Annotated in this window: 13 protein-coding genes; 4 read left to right on the plus strand and 9 right to left on the minus strand. The window is 70.6% G+C overall.

Annotated elements, in window-relative coordinates:
* On the plus strand, nucleotides 1–429 hold the full coding sequence (locus tag ACZ5NW_RS24990) for a hypothetical protein (RefSeq protein WP_468746105.1): 429 nt from the start codon (nucleotides 1–3) through the stop codon (nucleotides 427–429).
* 67 nt (nucleotides 430–496) lie between these two features.
* On the opposite strand, the gene ACZ5NW_RS24995 is transcribed toward ACZ5NW_RS24990, so the two are convergent.
* The 5 genes from ACZ5NW_RS24995 to ACZ5NW_RS25015 all read right to left on the minus strand — a co-directional run bounded on the left by ACZ5NW_RS24995 (nucleotide 497) and on the right by ACZ5NW_RS25015 (nucleotide 5,341).
* Nucleotides 497–2,836 carry an ABC transporter permease gene (locus ACZ5NW_RS24995; protein WP_468746106.1) on the minus strand — a complete coding sequence of 780 codons (2,340 nt, stop codon included), beginning with the start codon at nucleotides 2,834–2,836 and terminating at the stop codon, nucleotides 497–499.
* Complete coding sequence (locus ACZ5NW_RS25000; protein ID WP_468746107.1) at nucleotides 2,833–3,522, minus strand: ABC transporter ATP-binding protein; 690 nt, start codon at nucleotides 3,520–3,522, stop codon at nucleotides 2,833–2,835. Before ACZ5NW_RS25000 ends, ACZ5NW_RS24995 begins: the two co-directional genes overlap by 4 nt.
* A complete protein-coding gene (locus ACZ5NW_RS25005; RefSeq protein WP_468746108.1) occupies nucleotides 3,519–4,046 on the minus strand; it encodes a PadR family transcriptional regulator in 528 nt (175 codons plus the stop codon). Before ACZ5NW_RS25005 ends, ACZ5NW_RS25000 begins: the two co-directional genes overlap by 4 nt.
* A 105-nt stretch (nucleotides 4,047–4,151) precedes the next feature.
* The gene (locus ACZ5NW_RS25010; protein WP_468746109.1) at nucleotides 4,152–4,397 is read right to left on the minus strand and encodes a type II toxin-antitoxin system antitoxin; all 246 of its coding nucleotides are present in this window, start codon (nucleotides 4,395–4,397) and stop codon (nucleotides 4,152–4,154) included.
* Nucleotides 4,394–5,341: an SPFH domain-containing protein gene (locus tag ACZ5NW_RS25015; protein WP_468746110.1), complete on the minus strand. Its 948-nt coding sequence runs from the start codon at nucleotides 5,339–5,341 to the stop codon at nucleotides 4,394–4,396. The genes ACZ5NW_RS25010 and ACZ5NW_RS25015 overlap by 4 nt, the downstream gene beginning before the upstream one ends.
* Nucleotides 5,342–5,618: 277 nt before the next feature.
* Between ACZ5NW_RS25015 and ACZ5NW_RS25020 the strand changes: the two genes are divergently transcribed.
* Entirely contained in the window at nucleotides 5,619–8,036 is a 2,418-nt protein-coding gene (locus ACZ5NW_RS25020; RefSeq protein ID WP_468746111.1) for a transglycosylase domain-containing protein, read from the plus strand.
* A 94-nt stretch (nucleotides 8,037–8,130) separates the two neighbouring features.
* On the opposite strand, the gene ACZ5NW_RS25025 is transcribed toward ACZ5NW_RS25020, so the two are convergent.
* The 4 genes from ACZ5NW_RS25025 to ACZ5NW_RS25040 form a co-directional block, all read right to left on the minus strand.
* On the minus strand, nucleotides 8,131–10,146 hold the full coding sequence (locus tag ACZ5NW_RS25025; RefSeq protein WP_468746112.1) for a SpoIIE family protein phosphatase: 2,016 nt from the start codon (nucleotides 10,144–10,146) through the stop codon (nucleotides 8,131–8,133).
* 276 nt (nucleotides 10,147–10,422) lie between these two features.
* Nucleotides 10,423–11,124: a cytidylyl-2-hydroxypropylphosphonate hydrolase gene (gene fomD / locus ACZ5NW_RS25030; RefSeq protein ID WP_468746113.1), complete on the minus strand. Its 702-nt coding sequence runs from the start codon at nucleotides 11,122–11,124 to the stop codon at nucleotides 10,423–10,425.
* A 74-nt stretch (nucleotides 11,125–11,198) separates the two neighbouring features.
* The gene (locus tag ACZ5NW_RS25035; protein WP_468746114.1) at nucleotides 11,199–12,584 is read right to left on the minus strand and encodes a class II fumarate hydratase; all 1,386 of its coding nucleotides are present in this window, start codon (nucleotides 12,582–12,584) and stop codon (nucleotides 11,199–11,201) included.
* A 107-nt stretch (nucleotides 12,585–12,691) separates the two neighbouring features.
* Entirely contained in the window at nucleotides 12,692–14,359 is a 1,668-nt protein-coding gene (locus ACZ5NW_RS25040) for a fumarate hydratase (RefSeq protein ID WP_468746115.1), read from the minus strand.
* 145 nt (nucleotides 14,360–14,504) lie between these two features.
* On the opposite strand from ACZ5NW_RS25040, the gene ACZ5NW_RS25045 reads away from it, so the two are divergent.
* Entirely contained in the window at nucleotides 14,505–15,209 is a 705-nt protein-coding gene (locus ACZ5NW_RS25045) for a DUF1707 SHOCT-like domain-containing protein (RefSeq protein ID WP_468746116.1), read from the plus strand.
* 213 nt (nucleotides 15,210–15,422) lie between these two features.
* Nucleotides 15,423–15,800, plus strand: coding sequence for a WhiB family transcriptional regulator (locus ACZ5NW_RS25050; protein WP_468746117.1), 378 nt, complete (start codon nucleotides 15,423–15,425; stop codon nucleotides 15,798–15,800).
* Nucleotides 15,801–15,900: the final 100 nt, after the last annotated feature.

Genomic DNA, 15,900 nt, shown 5'->3' on the forward strand with positions numbered 1-15,900 from the left:
ATGGCCACGAAGCGGATGACGGCAGGTTTCTCGGACCAGGTGATGGGCCTGGTGAAGTCGCTGCGCTCGGACGCCCCGGACTGTGTCGCGGCCGGTGTCGTCGACATGTCCACCGGCATGCTGCTGTCGTACGAGACCGTCGACAACCACCCGCCGGAGGTCCTGGACCTACTCGCCGGCGCGACCCTCGACCTGTTCCAGGGGCGCACGGTCGTGATGATCGAGGACGTCTTCAAGGAGCGGCGCGGCATCAGCAACGACAACCACTTCTTCCAGGAGATCCTCGTCAACAGCGAGAACCTCACCCATCTGTTCGTGCGGATGAACGAGCAGCAGGACGTCGTCGCGGTGGTGGTGTGCCGCAAGTCCGTGAACGCGGGCATGCTGTTCGCGCAGGTGCGGAGGGTGGTGCGGGAGTACCAGCTGTGAACGACGGCGAAGGGCCCCTCGGCGGCGGAGCCGAGGGGCCCTTCGGGCACATGCGCTGTTCCGTGCGCTATTCCGTGCGCAGTCCGTCCGGCCGCAGCAGCCGCAGCAGCGGCGGCAGGCTGAGCAGGGTCACCGCCATGACGACCGCGGCGCCGACGCCGACCATGGACAGCACGCTCACCCAGTCCACCCCGATCGGCGTGTCCGTCATCTTGAGCAGCACCGCGCCGAGCGTCATCCCCACTGCGGACGCCAGCAGCAGCCCCAGCGCGATCGGGATCGCCGTCTGCCACAGCACCGACAGGGACAGCGTGCGCCGCCGGGTGCCGAAGGCGACCAGGGACGACAGCAGCTTCCTGCGTTCGCGCAACTGCTCCAGCTGGGACACCAGCAGGCTCGCCCCGATCAGGACCAGGACACACACGGCGCCGACGAACAGGCCGGTGCGGATGGATGCGTACCGGTTGGACGTCTCGGTCGAGGACCAGGTCCAGGGCCGCGACATCGGGTCCAGAGCGGCCGCGGTGTTGCGGATGTGGTCCTCGGCGTCGGGCACGGACCTGTCGACCTGGAGGTAGATCTGCCCGCGGATGGCCGGCGCGACCGAGGCGGCCAGCGCCTTCGGTGTGACCAGGAAGCCGGCGCGCTCCCGGCCCGACATGTCCTCGCGGGACACCGCCTGCTTCATGCCCCGCGGCACGGTCCAGACGTAGTCCGGGTGCTTCGGATCGTCCGCGTACCTCGGGTCCAGGTACAGCGCCCGGCCGGGCTGCTGCGCCAGCTTCCGGGTGTACTCGTCGTCCCCGGGCTTCTTGACGACGAACACGTCACCGTCCTCGCACGAGGGCAGCGTGACCGTCTCACGCAGCGACGCGCAGTCGCCGACGGTGAACTCGGCGGTCATCTCGGGTTCCACGGCCCGATCGCCCAGGTACGACTCGCCGAACGCGTAGACCTTGCGCACACCCTGGGTCCCCTCGAACTTCGCGACCGCCGGAGTGAGGGGCACGTCGTTCGACAGGGCCACCTGCATCTGCGCCTTCGTGACGTCGTACGGCGTGTCCTTCGTGTAGTCCGCGTCCACGCCGGCGAACAGCATCTGCAGGGCGATCGCCCCGGCGACGGCGACGGCCACGCCGTTGACCAGCCGGGCCGCCGTGCCGCTGCTCAACTGGAGCCTGCGCACGGCGAGTTGCCAGGCGACGCCGCCCGAGCCGAGCCGGGCGACGACCGCCTCCACCACCCACGGCAGCAGCGCGGTCACGCCGATCAGCAGCAGGAGGACGCCGCCGATGACCTGGTACTCGTTGAAGGAGCCGCTGTCGCGGCCCATGCCCGTCATCGGCAGGAGCAGCCCGAGACCGGCCAGGGGCAGCACCAGTCGCCACCACAGCCTGCGGCGGGCGGGCTTCGCTGCGCGCACCACGCCGAGCGGTTCGATGACCACTCCGCGCATCGCGAACAGCGTGACCACCACCGCGGCCACCATGACCGCGAGGGCGACCAGCAGGGCGAGGGCGGGGGAGGGGTTGAGGTCGCTCGGGAACACACTGACGTCGAACACCTCGACCGAGCCCACCAGTTGGCGGGCGATCAGGAAGAAGACCGTGCCGAGGGCCAGCCCCAGCACCGCGCCCGCCAGCGCCTCACCGGCGGCGATCCGGCGGACCATCCGCCCGTCGGAGCCGACCAGCCGCAGCGCCGCCAGCCGCCGGTCGCGCCGCTCGCCACCGAAGCGCACGGCGGCGGTGATGAAGACGGCGACGGGCATGAGCAGCACGACGAACACGACGAGGATCAGCAGGACGAGAACGGGATCGGTCCCGTCGTCGACCGGCTTAGGGTCGCCGTACCGGTCGATGCGGGCCACCTTGGAGCCGTCGACCAGCGGCGCGAGCCCCTTGGCCCCCCGGTAGAAGGTGAGTTCCTGGGAGCCGACCAGCCCGGGCTCGGCGATGGTCCCCACGATCTTGTCGGGCAGCCGCTCGCGCAGCAGCTTTCCGCTGTCGGACTCCAGTAGCCGCTTCAGCGCGGGCGACACGAACATCTCACCGACCGCGGGGAACTCGCTCACTCCCGGCGGCAGCGGCGCCCGCTTCCCCTCGGGCTCAAGACCCCGCCCCCGGATCTCCTTGTTCCGGAAGGTGGTGTCGGCGTCGGAGACGAGCAGCGTGTTGTCGGCGGCCCGGTTCGGCCCGGTGCTGCTGTAGGTGATGTCGGTGCGCGCGTTGCCCCGCGCGTCCCGGGCGTGCAGCATGTTCGGGAACGCGGCCGTGAGCAGCAACAGCGCCACCCCGAGCCCGACGCCGACGGCCGTCAGAAGGGCCCGCACCCATCCCTCGCGCCCCCCGGCGAAGGCGAACCGCACCCCCATGCCGAGATCCCGGGCCCAGACCCGCAGGTTCATACGATCCGCTCCATGTCCCGGGACCGGCCGTCCCGTACGACGATCTCGCGGTCGGAGTAGGCGGCCACCCGCGCCTCGTGCGTGACGAGGACGACGGCCGCGTTGGTGGAGCGGGCCGCGTCGGTGAGCAGCTCCATCACGCGCTCGCCGTTGAGCGAGTCGAGCGCGCCGGTCGGTTCGTCCGCGAACAGCACACGCGGACCGGTCACCAGCGCCCGGGCGACGGCGACCCGCTGCCCCTGGCCGCCGGAGACCTCACCGGGCCGCTTCTTGCGGAGGTCGTCGACCTCCAGGCGTTCCATCCAGCCGAGGGCGGTCCGCTCGGCCTCCTTGCGCGGGGCGCCGTTCAGCCTGAGCGGCAGGGCGACGTTCTCCACGCAGGTCAGCTCGGGCACCAGCTGCCCGAACTGGAAGACGAACCCGAACTCGGTGCGCCGCAGGGCGCTGCGCTCGGTGTCGCTCATCGTGGCCAGCTCGCGCCCGTTGTAGAGGATCGACCCGGCGTCGGGCGTCACGATCCCGGCGAGACAGTGCAGCAGCGTGGACTTGCCGGACCCCGAGGGGCCCATGACGGCGACGACCTCGCCGGGGTGGATGGAGAACTCGGCGCCGTCCAGGGCCGTGGTGGGCCCGTACGTCTTGCGCAGCCCCTCGGCGACGAGGAGGGATCCCGGAGGTGCGGTCACGGCGTCACCACCGCCTCGCGCAGCTTGTCGAGGCGGGCCGCGGTCAGCTCCAGCCAGCGCAGGTCGGCCTCCAGGTGGAACAGGGCGTGGTCGCAGATCAGCTGGTCCGCGAGGTCGCCCTTGCGCTTGCGGTCGGTGAGGATCCGCATGCTGCGCAGATGCTCGGCACGCTGGGTGTCGAGGATGTCGGCCGCGTCGCGGTGGGTCAGCAGGGCCAGGACGACCTTGGTGTAGAGGGTCGACTGGAGGTACTCCTCCGGCTTCTCCGGGGTCGCGAGCCAGCGCTCGACGTCCGTGACGCCGGCGTCGGTGATGGCGTACCGCTTGCGCTCGGGCCCGCCGCCCGCCTCGACCGCGTCGACTTCGACGAGTCCGTTCTTCAGCAGCCGGGACATCGTCGAGTAGACCTGGCCGTAGTGCAGTGGCCGGTCATGACCGAACTTCTCGTCGAACGCCCGCTTGAGGTCGTAACCGTGGCGGGGCCCGGATTCCAGGAGCCCTAGAAGGGTGTGGCCGATGGACATGGGGAGGACTCTACACGCGGTGTATACGCCCCGTGTATACGCGCCGTGTGCAGTGGTCAGCGAAGGGTGGCGGTGCGCAGGTGAGGGCCGATTGTCACCGTTCTGCTACAGGCCCGGATCCTTCCCCGGCGGGCGGCCGCGGCGCGGGATCGGCCCGGCGTCCCCCGGGAGCCGCCCGGCCTCCTTCAGCGCCTTGCGCAGCAGGAACTCGATCTGCGCGTTCGCCGAGCGCAGCTCGTCGCCCGCCCACCGCGCCAGTGCGTCGTACACCAGCGGATCGAGCCGCAGCAGCACCTGCTTGCGCTGCTGCGGCCGACGCCGAGGGGCCGGGCCCTCTTCGGGCGAGGTCACTGGTAGAGCGTTCCCGTGTTGAGCACCGGCTGCGGTGCCCGGTCCCCGCACAGCACGACCATCAGGTTGGACACCATCGCCGCCTTCCGCTCCTCGTCCAGTTCCACGATGTCCTGCTCCGTGATCCGGGCCAGCGCCGCCTCGACCATGCCGACGGCGCCGTCCACGATCTGCCGCCGCGCCGCGACCACCGCACCGGCCTGCTGCCGCTGGAGCATCGCGGAGGCGATCTCGGGAGCGTACGCGAGGTGGGTGAAGCGTGACTCGATGATCTGCACACCGGCCGCCGCCACGCGCGCGTGCAGCTCGGCGGCGAGCTTCTCGGTGATCTCCTCGGCGTTGCCGCGCAGCGAGAGCCCGCCCTCGTCGTGGGCGTCGTAGGGGTACTCGATCGCGATGTGCCGGACGGCCGCCTCGGTCTGGGTGGAGACGAACTCCAGGAAGTCGTCCACCTCGAAGGTGGCCTGCGCGGTGTCCCGCACCTTCCACACCACGACCGCGGCGAGCTCGATGGGGTTGCCGTAGGCGTCGTTGACCTTGAGGACGGCGGTCTCGTGGTTGCGTACCCGGGTGGAGATCCTGGTGCGCGAGGTGAACGGATTCACCCAGCGCAGCCCGTCCTCGCGGATGGTGCCCCGGTAGCGCCCGAAGAGCTGTACGACCCGGGCCTCGCCGGGCGCGACCGTGTTCAGCCCGCACATCGCGAGGAACGCGGCGAAGGCGACCAGCACTCCGACGGTGATCAGCGCCGCCTTGGCGCCGGTGGCGGTGGCCACGGCCCCGGCCGCGATCAGCCCGGCGCCGGCCAGCAGCCCGAGCAGCCCGAGGAGGAGCGCGAACCCGCCGCCGATGCTGTGCGCGGGCAGCTCCCGGACCTGGGATTCGGTTATGACGGGCGCGTCGGCGTCGGCGTCGGCGTCGGCCGGAGTGTCGTATGCGGACATGAGAGGTCCCCGTTCTCGGTTGCACTGGCTTGGGTCCGCCAGCTGTGGAGCTACTAGCTTGGGTCTAGCCAAGTGATATCACATTATCGCGCCGCAGCAACCCTCGCCGTCTCTCGTACGTCGGTTCCTTTGAAGGGCGTGCTGATTCTCACGCCGTACCCGCCCGGAAAAGCCCGGATCGCGGGCCCTTTGTCATAGAGGGCGGTGTTAGCTTTCTGAGCTGACCTCACCCGGGCACTGGTGTGACTGCCGAGCAGAAAGCGGAGCGAGCGGACTCATGGGACGAGCGGAAGAGAGACGAGCGCGACAGCGCGGTGGCCGCCGCGCCGCGCCCAGGAACCGCTCGTCGGAGCAGACCGCGAGCCACAGCGCGTCGGCGCCGGACGCCTCCTCGCCGGCGGTCGCCGAGGGCGGCCGCGCGGCCGCGCGCCGTGCCGCCCAGCGCGGCAGGGGCAAGGGCAAGGCCGCCCCGGGCGGCAAGAACGGCAAGAAGAACAAGAGCCTCATACGCCGGATCTTCACCTGGAAGAAGATCCTGGGCGCGTTCCTAGGCTTCTGCCTGCTCGGCATCGGCGCCTTCATCGTGCTGTACATGATGATCGACATCCCGAAGGGGAACGCCGACGCGCTCAAGCAGAGCAACATCTACCGGTACAGCGACGGCGCGCTCCTCACCCGCGACGGCGACCTCAACCGCGAGAACGTCGACCTCGCCAAGATCCCCAAGCCCGTCCAGCGCACCTTCGTCGCCGCCGAGAACAAGAGCTTCTACGAGGACGCCGGCGTCGACCTGAAGGGCACCGCGCGCGGCATCCTCAACACGGTCATGGGCCGGGGCGCGCAGGGCGGTTCGACGATCACCCAGCAGTACGTCAAGAACTACTACCTGACCCAGGAACAGACGGTCACCCGCAAGCTGAACGAGCTGGTCATCTCGCTGAAGCTGGACCGGGAGAAGTCCAAGGACTACATCCTGGCCGGCTACCTCAACACCAGCTACTACGGCCGCGGCGCGTACGGCATCCAGGCCGCCGCCCAGGCGTACTACCGCGTCGACGCCGAGAAGCTCAGCGTCGAGCAGGGCGCCTACCTCGCCGCGCTGCTCCAGGCCCCCAGCCAGTACGACTGGGCCGCCGCCAGCGACACCGGCAAGCGCCTCGTGCAGAACCGCTGGAACTACGTCCTCGACAACATGGTCGAGCAGGGCTGGCTCGACAAGACCAAGCGGGCCGCGATGAAGTTCCCGGTGCCCAAGGAGCCGAGGGAGGCCCCGGGCAAGGCCGGACAGGTCGGCTACCTGGTGAACGCCGCCAAGGCCGAGCTCAAGCGGCAGCTGGTCGCCCAGGGCAAGGCGGAGAACCTGGAGGACGCCGAGGACCTGGTGGGCCGCGGCGGCTGGACGATCACGCTCAACATCGACCGGAAGAAGCAGAAGGCGCTGGAAGCGGCCGTCAAGGACCAGCTCACCAGCAAGCTGAACCCGAAGAAGCGCTCGGTGGACGCCGACGTCCAGGCCGGCGCCGTCTCGGTGGACCCGAAGACCGGCGCGGTCGTCGCGATGTACGGCGGCGTGGACTACCTCAAGCACTACACGAACAACGCCACCCGCGTGGACTACCAGCCCGCCTCCACCTTCAAGCCGGTGATCCTCGCCGCGGCCCTCGACAAGAAGGCCAAGACGCAGGACGGCAAGGAGATCACGGCGAACACGGTCTACGACGGCACCAGCAAGCGCCCGGTCGTAGGCAGCGACATCGGCTTCGCCCCGGAGAACGAGGACGACCAGGACTACGGCGACATCACCGTGCAGACGGCGATGAACAAGTCGGTCAACTCCGTCTTCGCGCAGCTCGGCGTCGACGTCGGCATGAAGGAGGTCCTCAAGACCGCCTCCGACCTCGGCATGGACACCGAGAAGCTGCCCGCGGTGCCCGCGCAGACCCTGGGCACCATGGGCGCGAGCCCGCTGCAGATGGCCGGCGTCTACGCCACCCTCGACAACCACGGCAAGAAGGTCACCCCGACGCTGATCAAGTCGGCGGAGAACAGCGCCACGCCCCTGGAGGCCCCGGACCCGATCGGCGACCAGGTGATCAGCCGTGACGCCGCCGACGCCGTCACCTCGGTCCTCACCGGCGTGGTCGACGACGGTACGGCGAAGAAGTCCGTACGGGACAACCCCGAGCGCAACGGTCAGAAGGTCGCCGGCAAGACCGGTACGTCCGACAACAACAAGTCGGCCTGGTTCACCGCGTACACCCCGGACCTGGTCACCTCGGTCGGCCTGTTCGGCGAGTCCGCCAAGCCCCCGCACCCCCAGGTCACCCTGACCGGCGCGACGGGCCTGATCCCGGGCAAGGGCCGTATCAACGGCGGTGGCTACCCGGCGCAGATCTGGGCGGCGTACACCTTCGGCGTCTCCACCAAGGTCTCCAAGTTCGACCTGGAGACGGACCAGGGCGCGGCGGTCCAGCCGACGGTGACGGCCTCCCCCTCGCAGTCCCCGTCCTCGACCCCGTCGCAGTCCCCGACGACGCAGGCCCCGACGACGAAGCCCCCGACGACGGCCCCCACGACCCAGCAGCCGACGACGCAACCCCCGACTACGGCCCCGACCACCCAGGCCCCCACGACCCAACCCCCCACAGGCCCGCCCAGCACAGACCCGGCCAACCTCTTCAACCCCGGTCAGTAACGAAAGGGGCGCGGGGCCGCATTCGATATGCGGCTCCGCCGCGTGGGCGCGACAAGCCACAACGGACCCGTCGCCGCAGAACAACCCGCGCCCCCTACGGCCTCACAAGCTCGAACCACACAACCTTGCCGGTACTGAGCCGAGTAGCCCCCCACCGCCGAGCGAGTCGATTCACCAGGTACAGCCCGCGCCCACCCTCATCGGTCGCCCGAGCCTGCCGCAACCGCGGCAACTGCGGCACGTCGTCCCCCACTTCGCACCGCAGCACATCGGTCCGCAACAACCTCAGCGTGATGGGCCGCGAGGCATACCGCACCGCGTTGGTGACCACCTCGCTCACCAGCAGCTCCACGGAGTCGCTCAGCTCCTCAAGACCCCACCGGTCCAGCGCGCGCCGCGCCAGCCGCCGGGCCTGCCCGGGCGCGGTCTCCTCCGGCTCCAGGAACCAGTACGCGACATCACTGGGCGCGATCCCGTCGAACCGCGCCGCGAGCAGCGCGATGTCGTCGTCCCGGTCACCCGGCCCCAGCATGTCGAGCACCTCGTCGCACAGCGCCTCCAGCGGCGGCGGATGATCCGGCCCCGTCAGCTGCGCGGTCGCGGCCAGCTTCTCCCGCAACTGCTCTATCCCGGTCGCCACGTCCCGCAGGCGGGACTCCACCAGCCCGTCGGTGTAGAGCAGCAGCGTCGCCCCGGCGGGCGCGTCCAGCTCGACGGCCTCGAAGTCGACACCGCCCACCCCGATCGGCGCGCCCGGCGGCACCCGCAGCACCTCGGCCCGGCCGCCCAGATGCAGCAGTACCGGCGGCGGATGACCGGCGTTGGCGATCGTGATGCGGTGCGAGACCGGATCGTAGACCGCGTACAGGCAGGTCGCCATGCGGTCGGTGCCCAGCCGCTGGGCCTGCTCGTCGAGGTGGTGCAGCACCTCCTGCGGCGGCAGATCGAGCCCGGCGAGCGTCTGCGCCGTGGTCCGCAGCTGCCCCATGATCGCCGCGGAGGTCATCGAGTGCCCCATGACGTCACCCACGACCAGCGCCACCCGGCTCCCGGGCAGCGGAATGGCGTCGTACCAGTCGCCGCCCACCCGCGCGGTCTCGGCGGCCGGCAGATACCGCGAGGCGAGCCGCACACCGGTGGGCCGGGGCAGCGTCTCGGGGAGCATGGTGCGCTGCAACTCGTCCGCGATGTACGCCTCACGGTCGTACAGCACGGCCTTGTCGATGCCGAGCGCGCTGTGGGTCGCCAACTGGGCGGCCACCAGCAGATCGTCGCCCTCGAAGGCGATCCGGTCGGGGCGCCGGATGAACACGGCCGCGCCGATCACCCGACGCCGTCCCCGCAGCGGGGCGAGAATCGCCCGCTGCCCGCACGGGACGACCAACTCGCCCTCTTCCCCGAGGAGTTCGGGCAGCGCGGCACGGGCGGCGGGCGCGTCGGCGAACACCGGCCGCACCCCGCGCAGCACCTCCGCGAGCGCCCCGCCGGGCCGCACCTCGCACAGCTCGGCGATCGCCGCCGACAGCTCGGACAGCTCCGGCGGCTCGGGCGGCACCATGGGCTGGGCGAAACCGGCCTCGGTGTCCCGCTCCAGCGGGATCCGGTCGGTGCGCCGCAGCCGCAGCACCATGGGCCCCGCGGGCCGCTCGTCGCCGACCGGCAGCGGGTCGCGCAGATAGACGAGGATCGCGTCGGAGAACGTCGGCACGGTGGCCCGGCACAGCCCCATCACGATCTCGTCCAGGTCCAGACCGCGCGCGATCCGCCGGGTGGCGGCACCCACGAACCGCAGCCGGTCCCCGTCCCGCCGCATCGGCGTGGGCCGGCCCGGCTGCACGCTCTGCCCCGTGCGCCGCTCCTGCCCGGTTCCGCGCTCCTCGGTGCCCGGCTGCGCCGGGATGCTCTCGGGCGCGGGCCGCGGCCGGTGGGCGTCCTGTTCGGCGGACGCGGGCTGCGAGTGCTGGGAGTGCTCCGGCTCGGAACCCGCCGGTAAGGCGGCGCTCGCGGCCGGCGCCGGGGTATGCAGGAGCGCCCCGCGGGGATCCGTGGGGTCGACGCCCTGGGGGCGCTCGTAGGAGGTCGGGTGCTCCGTCACGCGTGTCGAATCCATCCGTCAGGGCCCCTGTGCGGTTCCGCCCGCCGAAATGCCGATACCCGCAATACGTGTCCCAGGAACGGATTGGCGGCGTGAACAGAGGCTGTTCCTGTGTCGCCGGAGGACGACGTCCTGCCGGTACTGCCCTCGTACCCCTCGCTCACGTCCTGCCGCCCCTCGGTGACGATCGGTCAGACTCGGCGCCTGCTCCAGGAGTTGCCCCAGGGATGTTGGTTCGCGCCCTTGCGGAGGACGATCCTACGTTTCATGCCCGGGGGCGCATCAAGGGTCTCATGCGGACACGTGCGCGGGAGTACGGTCCCAGTCGTCCGGCAATGCCGGGACCGTCCACGCCGGATCGGGGCGCCAGTCCTGCCAGCCGTCCGAGAACGGCGGGCCCCAGGCGCCGATCACCTCCACCGCCGACCGGCCCGCCTGCCGTACCCGCTCGGCGAGTTCGGCGCCCATCAGGCCGTCCCGCTGGGCCTGCGCGAACTCGTCCTCGTCCCGCCAGTGCCAACTGCGGTCCGGGTGCACCGAGATGTCCAGGAAGTGGTCCTCGGAGTCCACTCCGCCCGCCCAACGGACCAGCGGCTCCTCCAGATTGACGTACCAGTTCTTGAACTGCCAGCCCGGATCCCAGAACAGCCACACCGACCACGGCTCGCCGGGCCGGGCCAGCTTCAGCACGCCGGTGCCGAACCAGTGGTCGTACTGGACGGATCGGGGCTTGGTGTAACGGGTGGTGAGCGGTTCGTGGTGCAGCGGGGTGCCGTCCGCGAGGACCGGCTTCACACACCGCGTGCCCGGCGCCATCCACACGGCGAGCAGCTCGGCGTCGTCACGGACGACGGTGACCGGGCGGGCGATGTGGAAGCGCGTCGCGCTGCCGTTCTCCCGGTACCGCCACAGGATCTGACTCCCCGGCGCCCAGAACCCCGTGGCCCCGCCCGCCGCTTCCGTACCCGTCGTCACCGCTCCACCGTCTGCCATGGACAGATATTAGGTGCCCGCGGCATACGACGCTGCGGCGCGTGTCACGGTTCGCGCCGCAGCGCCGAAGGGTTTTACGGCCGTGTCATCCGCAGGACATCGAGCGCCTCGTCGAGCTGCTCCAGGGTGAGGTCGCCGCGCTCCACATAGCCGCCGGCCAGCACGACCTCGCGGATCGTCCGGCGCTCCGCCAGCGCCTTCTTGGCGACCTTCGCGGCCTCCTCGTAGCCGATGTACTTGTTCAGCGGTGTCACCACCGAGGGTGACGACTCGGCGTACTCACGGGCCCGTTCGCGGTGCGCCACGATTCCGTCGATCGTGCGGTCGGCCAGCAGCCGGGAGGCGTTGGCGAGCAGCCGGATCGACTCCAGGACGTTCTTGGCGATGACCGGCAGCATCACGTTGAGCTCGAAGTTGCCGGCCGCGCCGGCGGTGGCGACGGTCGCGTCGTTGCCGATGACCTGGGCGGCGACCATGAGGACGGCCTCGGGGATCACCGGGTTGACCTTGCCGGGCATGATCGACGAGCCGGGCTGGAGATCGGGCAGGGAGATCTCGGCGAGGCCCGTGCGCGGCCCCGAGGACATCCACCGCAGATCGTTGGCGATCTTCGTCAGCCCCACGGCGATGGTCCGCAGCTGCCCGCTCGTCTCCACGATGCCGTCCCGGGCGCCCTGGGCCTCGAAGTGGTCGCGGGCCTCGGTCAGCGGCAGGCCGGTGACCCGGGCCACCTCCGCGATGACGGCGGCGGAGAAGCCCGGCGGGGTGTTGATGCCGGTGCCGACGGCGGTGCCGCCCAGCGGCAGCTCGGCGAGCCGGGGGAGCGAGGACTCCAGGCGCTCGATGCCGTACCGCACCTGTGCGGCGTACCCGCCGAACTCCTGGCCCAGCGTCACGGGGGTGGCGTCCATGAGGTGGGTCCGCCCGGACTTCACCACATCGGCGAACTCCTCGGACTTGCGCTCCAGCGAGCCCGCGAGGTGCTCCAGGGCCGGGACGAGATCGCGGGTGACGGCGGCCGTGGCGGCGATGTGGATCGAGGACGGGAAGACGTCGTTGGACGACTGCGAGGCGTTGACGTGGTCGTTCGGATGGACGTCCCGGCCGAGCCGCTCGCTCGCCAGCGTGGCGACGACCTCGTTGGTGTTCATGTTGGACGAGGTCCCGGAACCGGTCTGGAAGACGTCGATCGGGAAGTGCTCGTCCCAGTCGCCCCGGGCGACCTCCTCGGCCGCCTCCTGGATCGCCCCGGCGATGTCCTTGTCCAGCACCCCGAGCTCGGCGTTGACCTTCGCGGCCGCCGCCTTGACGCGGGCCAGCGCCTCGATGTGCGCGCGCTCGATGCGCTGGCCGGAGATGGGGAAGTTCTCGACGGCGCGCTGGGTCTGGGCCCGCCACTTGGCGTCGGCGGGGACGCGGACTTCGCCCATGGAGTCGTGCTCGATGCGGTAGTCGCTCATGCCGGGTACAGCGATCGGCGGACGCCGGATGTTCCGGACGTTGCGCCGATCGCGGGACCGGATCGGGGGGGGGCGGCGGGGAGAAGTGTGCCCGCCGCCCTCGGGGACTACGCCAGCCCCGGGCCCCGCACGGGGATGGTGGTGAACGTCGGTGCGGGCGCGGGATCCTGGAAGAAGTCGTTGCCCTTGTCGTCGACGACGACGAACGCCGGGAAGTCCTCGACCTCGATCTTCCAGACGGCCTCCATGCCGAGCTCCTCGTACTCGACGACCTCGACCTTCTTGATGCAGTCCTGGGCGAGGCGGGCGGCCGGGCCGCCGATGGAGCCGAGGTAGAAGCCGCCGTGCGCGTGGCACGCGTCCGTGACCTGCTTGCTGCGGTTGCCCTTGGCGAGCATCACCTTGGAGCCGCCGGCGGCCTGGAACTGCTCGACGTAGGAGTCCATACGGCCGGCCGTGGTCGGCCCGAAGGAACCGGACGCGTAACCCTCCGGGGTCTTCGCCGGGCCCGCGTAGTACACCGGGTGGTCCTTCAGGTACTGCGGCATCTCCTCGCCCGCGTCCAGCCGCTCCTTGATCTTGGCGTGCGCGATGTCGCGGGCCACGACGAGGGGGCCGGTGAGCGAGAGACGGGTCTTCACCGGGTACTTGGTGAGCTCGGCGAGGATGTCGTCCATCGGCTGGTTGAGGTCGATCTTGACGACGTCCCCGGCCTCGTCGAGGTGCTCGTCCGTCGTCTCCGGCAGGAAGCGCGCCGGGTCGGTCTCCAGCTGCTCCAGGAAGACGCCCTCGGCGGTGATCTTCGCGACGGCCTGGCGGTCGGCCGAGCAGGACACGGCGATGGCGACCGGGCACGAGGCGCCGTGCCGCGGAAGGCGGACGACCCGCACGTCGTGGCAGAAGTACTTGCCGCCGAACTGGGCGCCGATACCGATCTTCTGCGTCAGCTCGAAGACCTTCTCCTCCAGCTCCTTGTCCCGGAACCCGTGCCCGAGCTCGGAGCCCTCGGCGGGGATCTCGTCCAGGTAGTGCGCGGAGGCGTACTTGGCGGTCTTCAGCGCGTACTCGGCGCTCGTACCGCCGACGACGATCGCCAGGTGGTACGGCGGACAGGCGGCCGTGCCCAGCGAACGGATCTTCTCCTCCAGGAACTTCATCATGGAGGCCTCGTTCAGGACGGCCTTGGTCTCCTGGTACAGGAAGGACTTGTTGGCGGAGCCGCCGCCCTTCGCCATGAACAGGAACTTGTAGGCGCCGCCGTCGGTGGCGTACAGCTCGATCTGCGCCGGGAGGTTGGAGCCGGTGTTCTTCTCCTCCCACATGGTGAGCGGAGCCATCTGCGAGTAGCGCAGGTTGAGGTTCTTGTACGCGTCGTAGATGCCCTTCGACAGGGCCTCCTCGTCGCCGCCCTGGGTGAGGACGTTCTGCCCGCGCTTGCCCATGACGATCGCCGTGCCGGTGTCCTGGCACATGGGGAGCACGCCGGCCGCCGCGATGTTCGCGTTCTTCAGCAGGTCCAGGGCGACGAACTTGTCGTTGCTGGACGCCTCGGGGTCGTCGATGATGCGGCGCAGCTGCGCGAGGTGGGCCGGGCGCAGATAGTGCTGGATGTCGTGGATGGCCTCCTCGGCGAGCTTGCGAAGCGCCTCGGGCTCCACCTTGAGGAACGTCCGCCCGTCGGCCTCGAAGGTGGAGACACCTTCGGAGGTCACCAGCCGGTACGGGGTGGTGTCCTCTCCCATGGGGAGCAGATCGGTGTACGCGAACTCAGGCATGTCGCCCATTCCTCACTCACGACAGACAGCGGCCGGCCTCCGTTGGCGGGCCTCACCAGCGTAGAACCTGCGACCGGCACGGAGCTTGTGAGGTAAGGCTCAGTTGGGGGTGTCGCGATCTATCGTGTTTCGCTACGCTACCGATGTGGACCTTCAGAAGCAGACCGCCCCCACGCCCACACCCGCCCCCACGTCGGCGGCGCCCGGCACCGAGCTGCGCGCCTCGGACGCCGACCGCGACCGCGTCGCCGACATCCTGCGCGAGGCCCTGGCCGAGGGCCGGCTGACCGCCGAGGAGCACGCCGAGCGCGTGGAGGGGGTGCTGGCCGCCAAGACGGTCGGCGAGCTGGAGGTCTTCATCCGGGACCTGCCGGCCGCCCACGCCCGCCGGTCCGCCCCCGCCGCCACCCCCAACCGCCCGGCCGCGGGCACGATCCCGGCCGACCCGGATGACAGCGTGGTGGCGGTCTTCAGCAGCGCCTCCCGCCGGGGCCGCTGGCGCGCGGGCCGCCGTCTGCACGCGTACGCGATCTTCGGCAGCGTCGAGATCGACCTCAGCGAGGCACTGTTCGAGTACCAGCAGGTCGTGATCAAGGTGGTCTCGGTGTTCGGCAACATCGAGGTCCGCGTCCCGGAGAACGTGTCACTGCGCGGCACGGGCGGCGGCGTCCTCGGCAACTTCGAGGTGGAGACTCTCGACGCGGCCGAGCCCGAGGCGCCCGTGGTCTACCTCGACGGCTGGGCGATCCTGGGCAATGTCGAGGGGCGGCCCAAGCGCGGCAAGCGGGTCGCGGACATCCTCGACAAGGTCCAGCGCAAGGTCGACCGGAGTTTGCGCAAGCATCTGTAGCCGTTGACGGGTGTGAATCCCGTTCGGTCCGAAAAGTGGGACCCCCGGATCCGGTTCGATCCGAAACGAGTCGGATGACGACCGATCCGGTCACCCGGCCCGACGTGACCGCACGAAAACCAGCGCTTGGAAACTCCCTGCATAGGCGCGCGCACAGCGGGTAGACCTTGCTGCATCGCCGCTCGCTCGCGAAGCCGTCGTCAGGAGTAGACCGTGCTGCAACCGCCGCATTCGTCCCTGCAGGTAGCTGCCCTTCCGGCCCAGCGGGTGCCATCGCGAGACAGGGATCAAGACGCGCCCTGGCACACCGAGGCCGTGTGCCGCCGCGACGAGGCAGGCCTGTTCTTCGCCCCCTCCAAGGAGCCGACGGCCGCGCGTCTGTCCCGTGAGGAGGCCGCCAAGCGCGTCTGCGCGCGCTGTCCCGTCATGGTCGAGTGCCGCGAGCACGCGCTCCTCCAGCCGGAGCCCTACGGCGTCTGGGGCGGCCTCACGGCGGCCGAACGCCGCGTGGTCCTGGCCCGGCGCCGCCGCAGGGACCTGGAGCTGAAGAAGACCGCGCGGGTCACCGACCGCATAGCGCAGGCGGGTTAGGGCCTCTCCGCGGGTTCTGGCGCACGGACGAAGAGGGCGCCCTCTCCGCACCGGGGGCGCCCTCTTGTTCACCGCGGTCCGGGCCGCGCGGGCCGGAGCC

Source organism: Streptomyces sp. NPDC032126, assembly GCF_055580085.1.

What these genes read in the sequence shown, in the direction of transcription:
- ACZ5NW_RS25035 (WP_468746114.1), bottom strand. Translation starts at nt 12,584, where the DNA reads ATGAGCGACTACCGCATCGAGCACGACTCCATGGGCGAAGTCCGCGTC.
- ACZ5NW_RS25040 (WP_468746115.1), bottom strand. Translation starts at nt 14,359, where the DNA reads ATGCCTGAGTTCGCGTACACCGATCTGCTCCCCATGGGAGAGGACACC.
- ACZ5NW_RS25015 (WP_468746110.1), bottom strand. Translation starts at nt 5,341, where the DNA reads ATGTCCGCATACGACACTCCGGCCGACGCCGACGCCGACGCCGACGCG.
- ACZ5NW_RS25025 (WP_468746112.1), bottom strand. Translation starts at nt 10,146, where the DNA reads ATGGATTCGACACGCGTGACGGAGCACCCGACCTCCTACGAGCGCCCC.
- ACZ5NW_RS25020 (WP_468746111.1), top strand. Translation starts at nt 5,619, where the DNA reads ATGGGACGAGCGGAAGAGAGACGAGCGCGACAGCGCGGTGGCCGCCGC.
- ACZ5NW_RS24995 (WP_468746106.1), bottom strand. Translation starts at nt 2,836, where the DNA reads ATGAACCTGCGGGTCTGGGCCCGGGATCTCGGCATGGGGGTGCGGTTC.
- ACZ5NW_RS24990 (WP_468746105.1), top strand. Translation starts at nt 1, where the DNA reads ATGGCCACGAAGCGGATGACGGCAGGTTTCTCGGACCAGGTGATGGGC.
- fomD (WP_468746113.1), bottom strand. Translation starts at nt 11,124, where the DNA reads ATGGCAGACGGTGGAGCGGTGACGACGGGTACGGAAGCGGCGGGCGGG.
- ACZ5NW_RS25005 (WP_468746108.1), bottom strand. Translation starts at nt 4,046, where the DNA reads ATGTCCATCGGCCACACCCTTCTAGGGCTCCTGGAATCCGGGCCCCGC.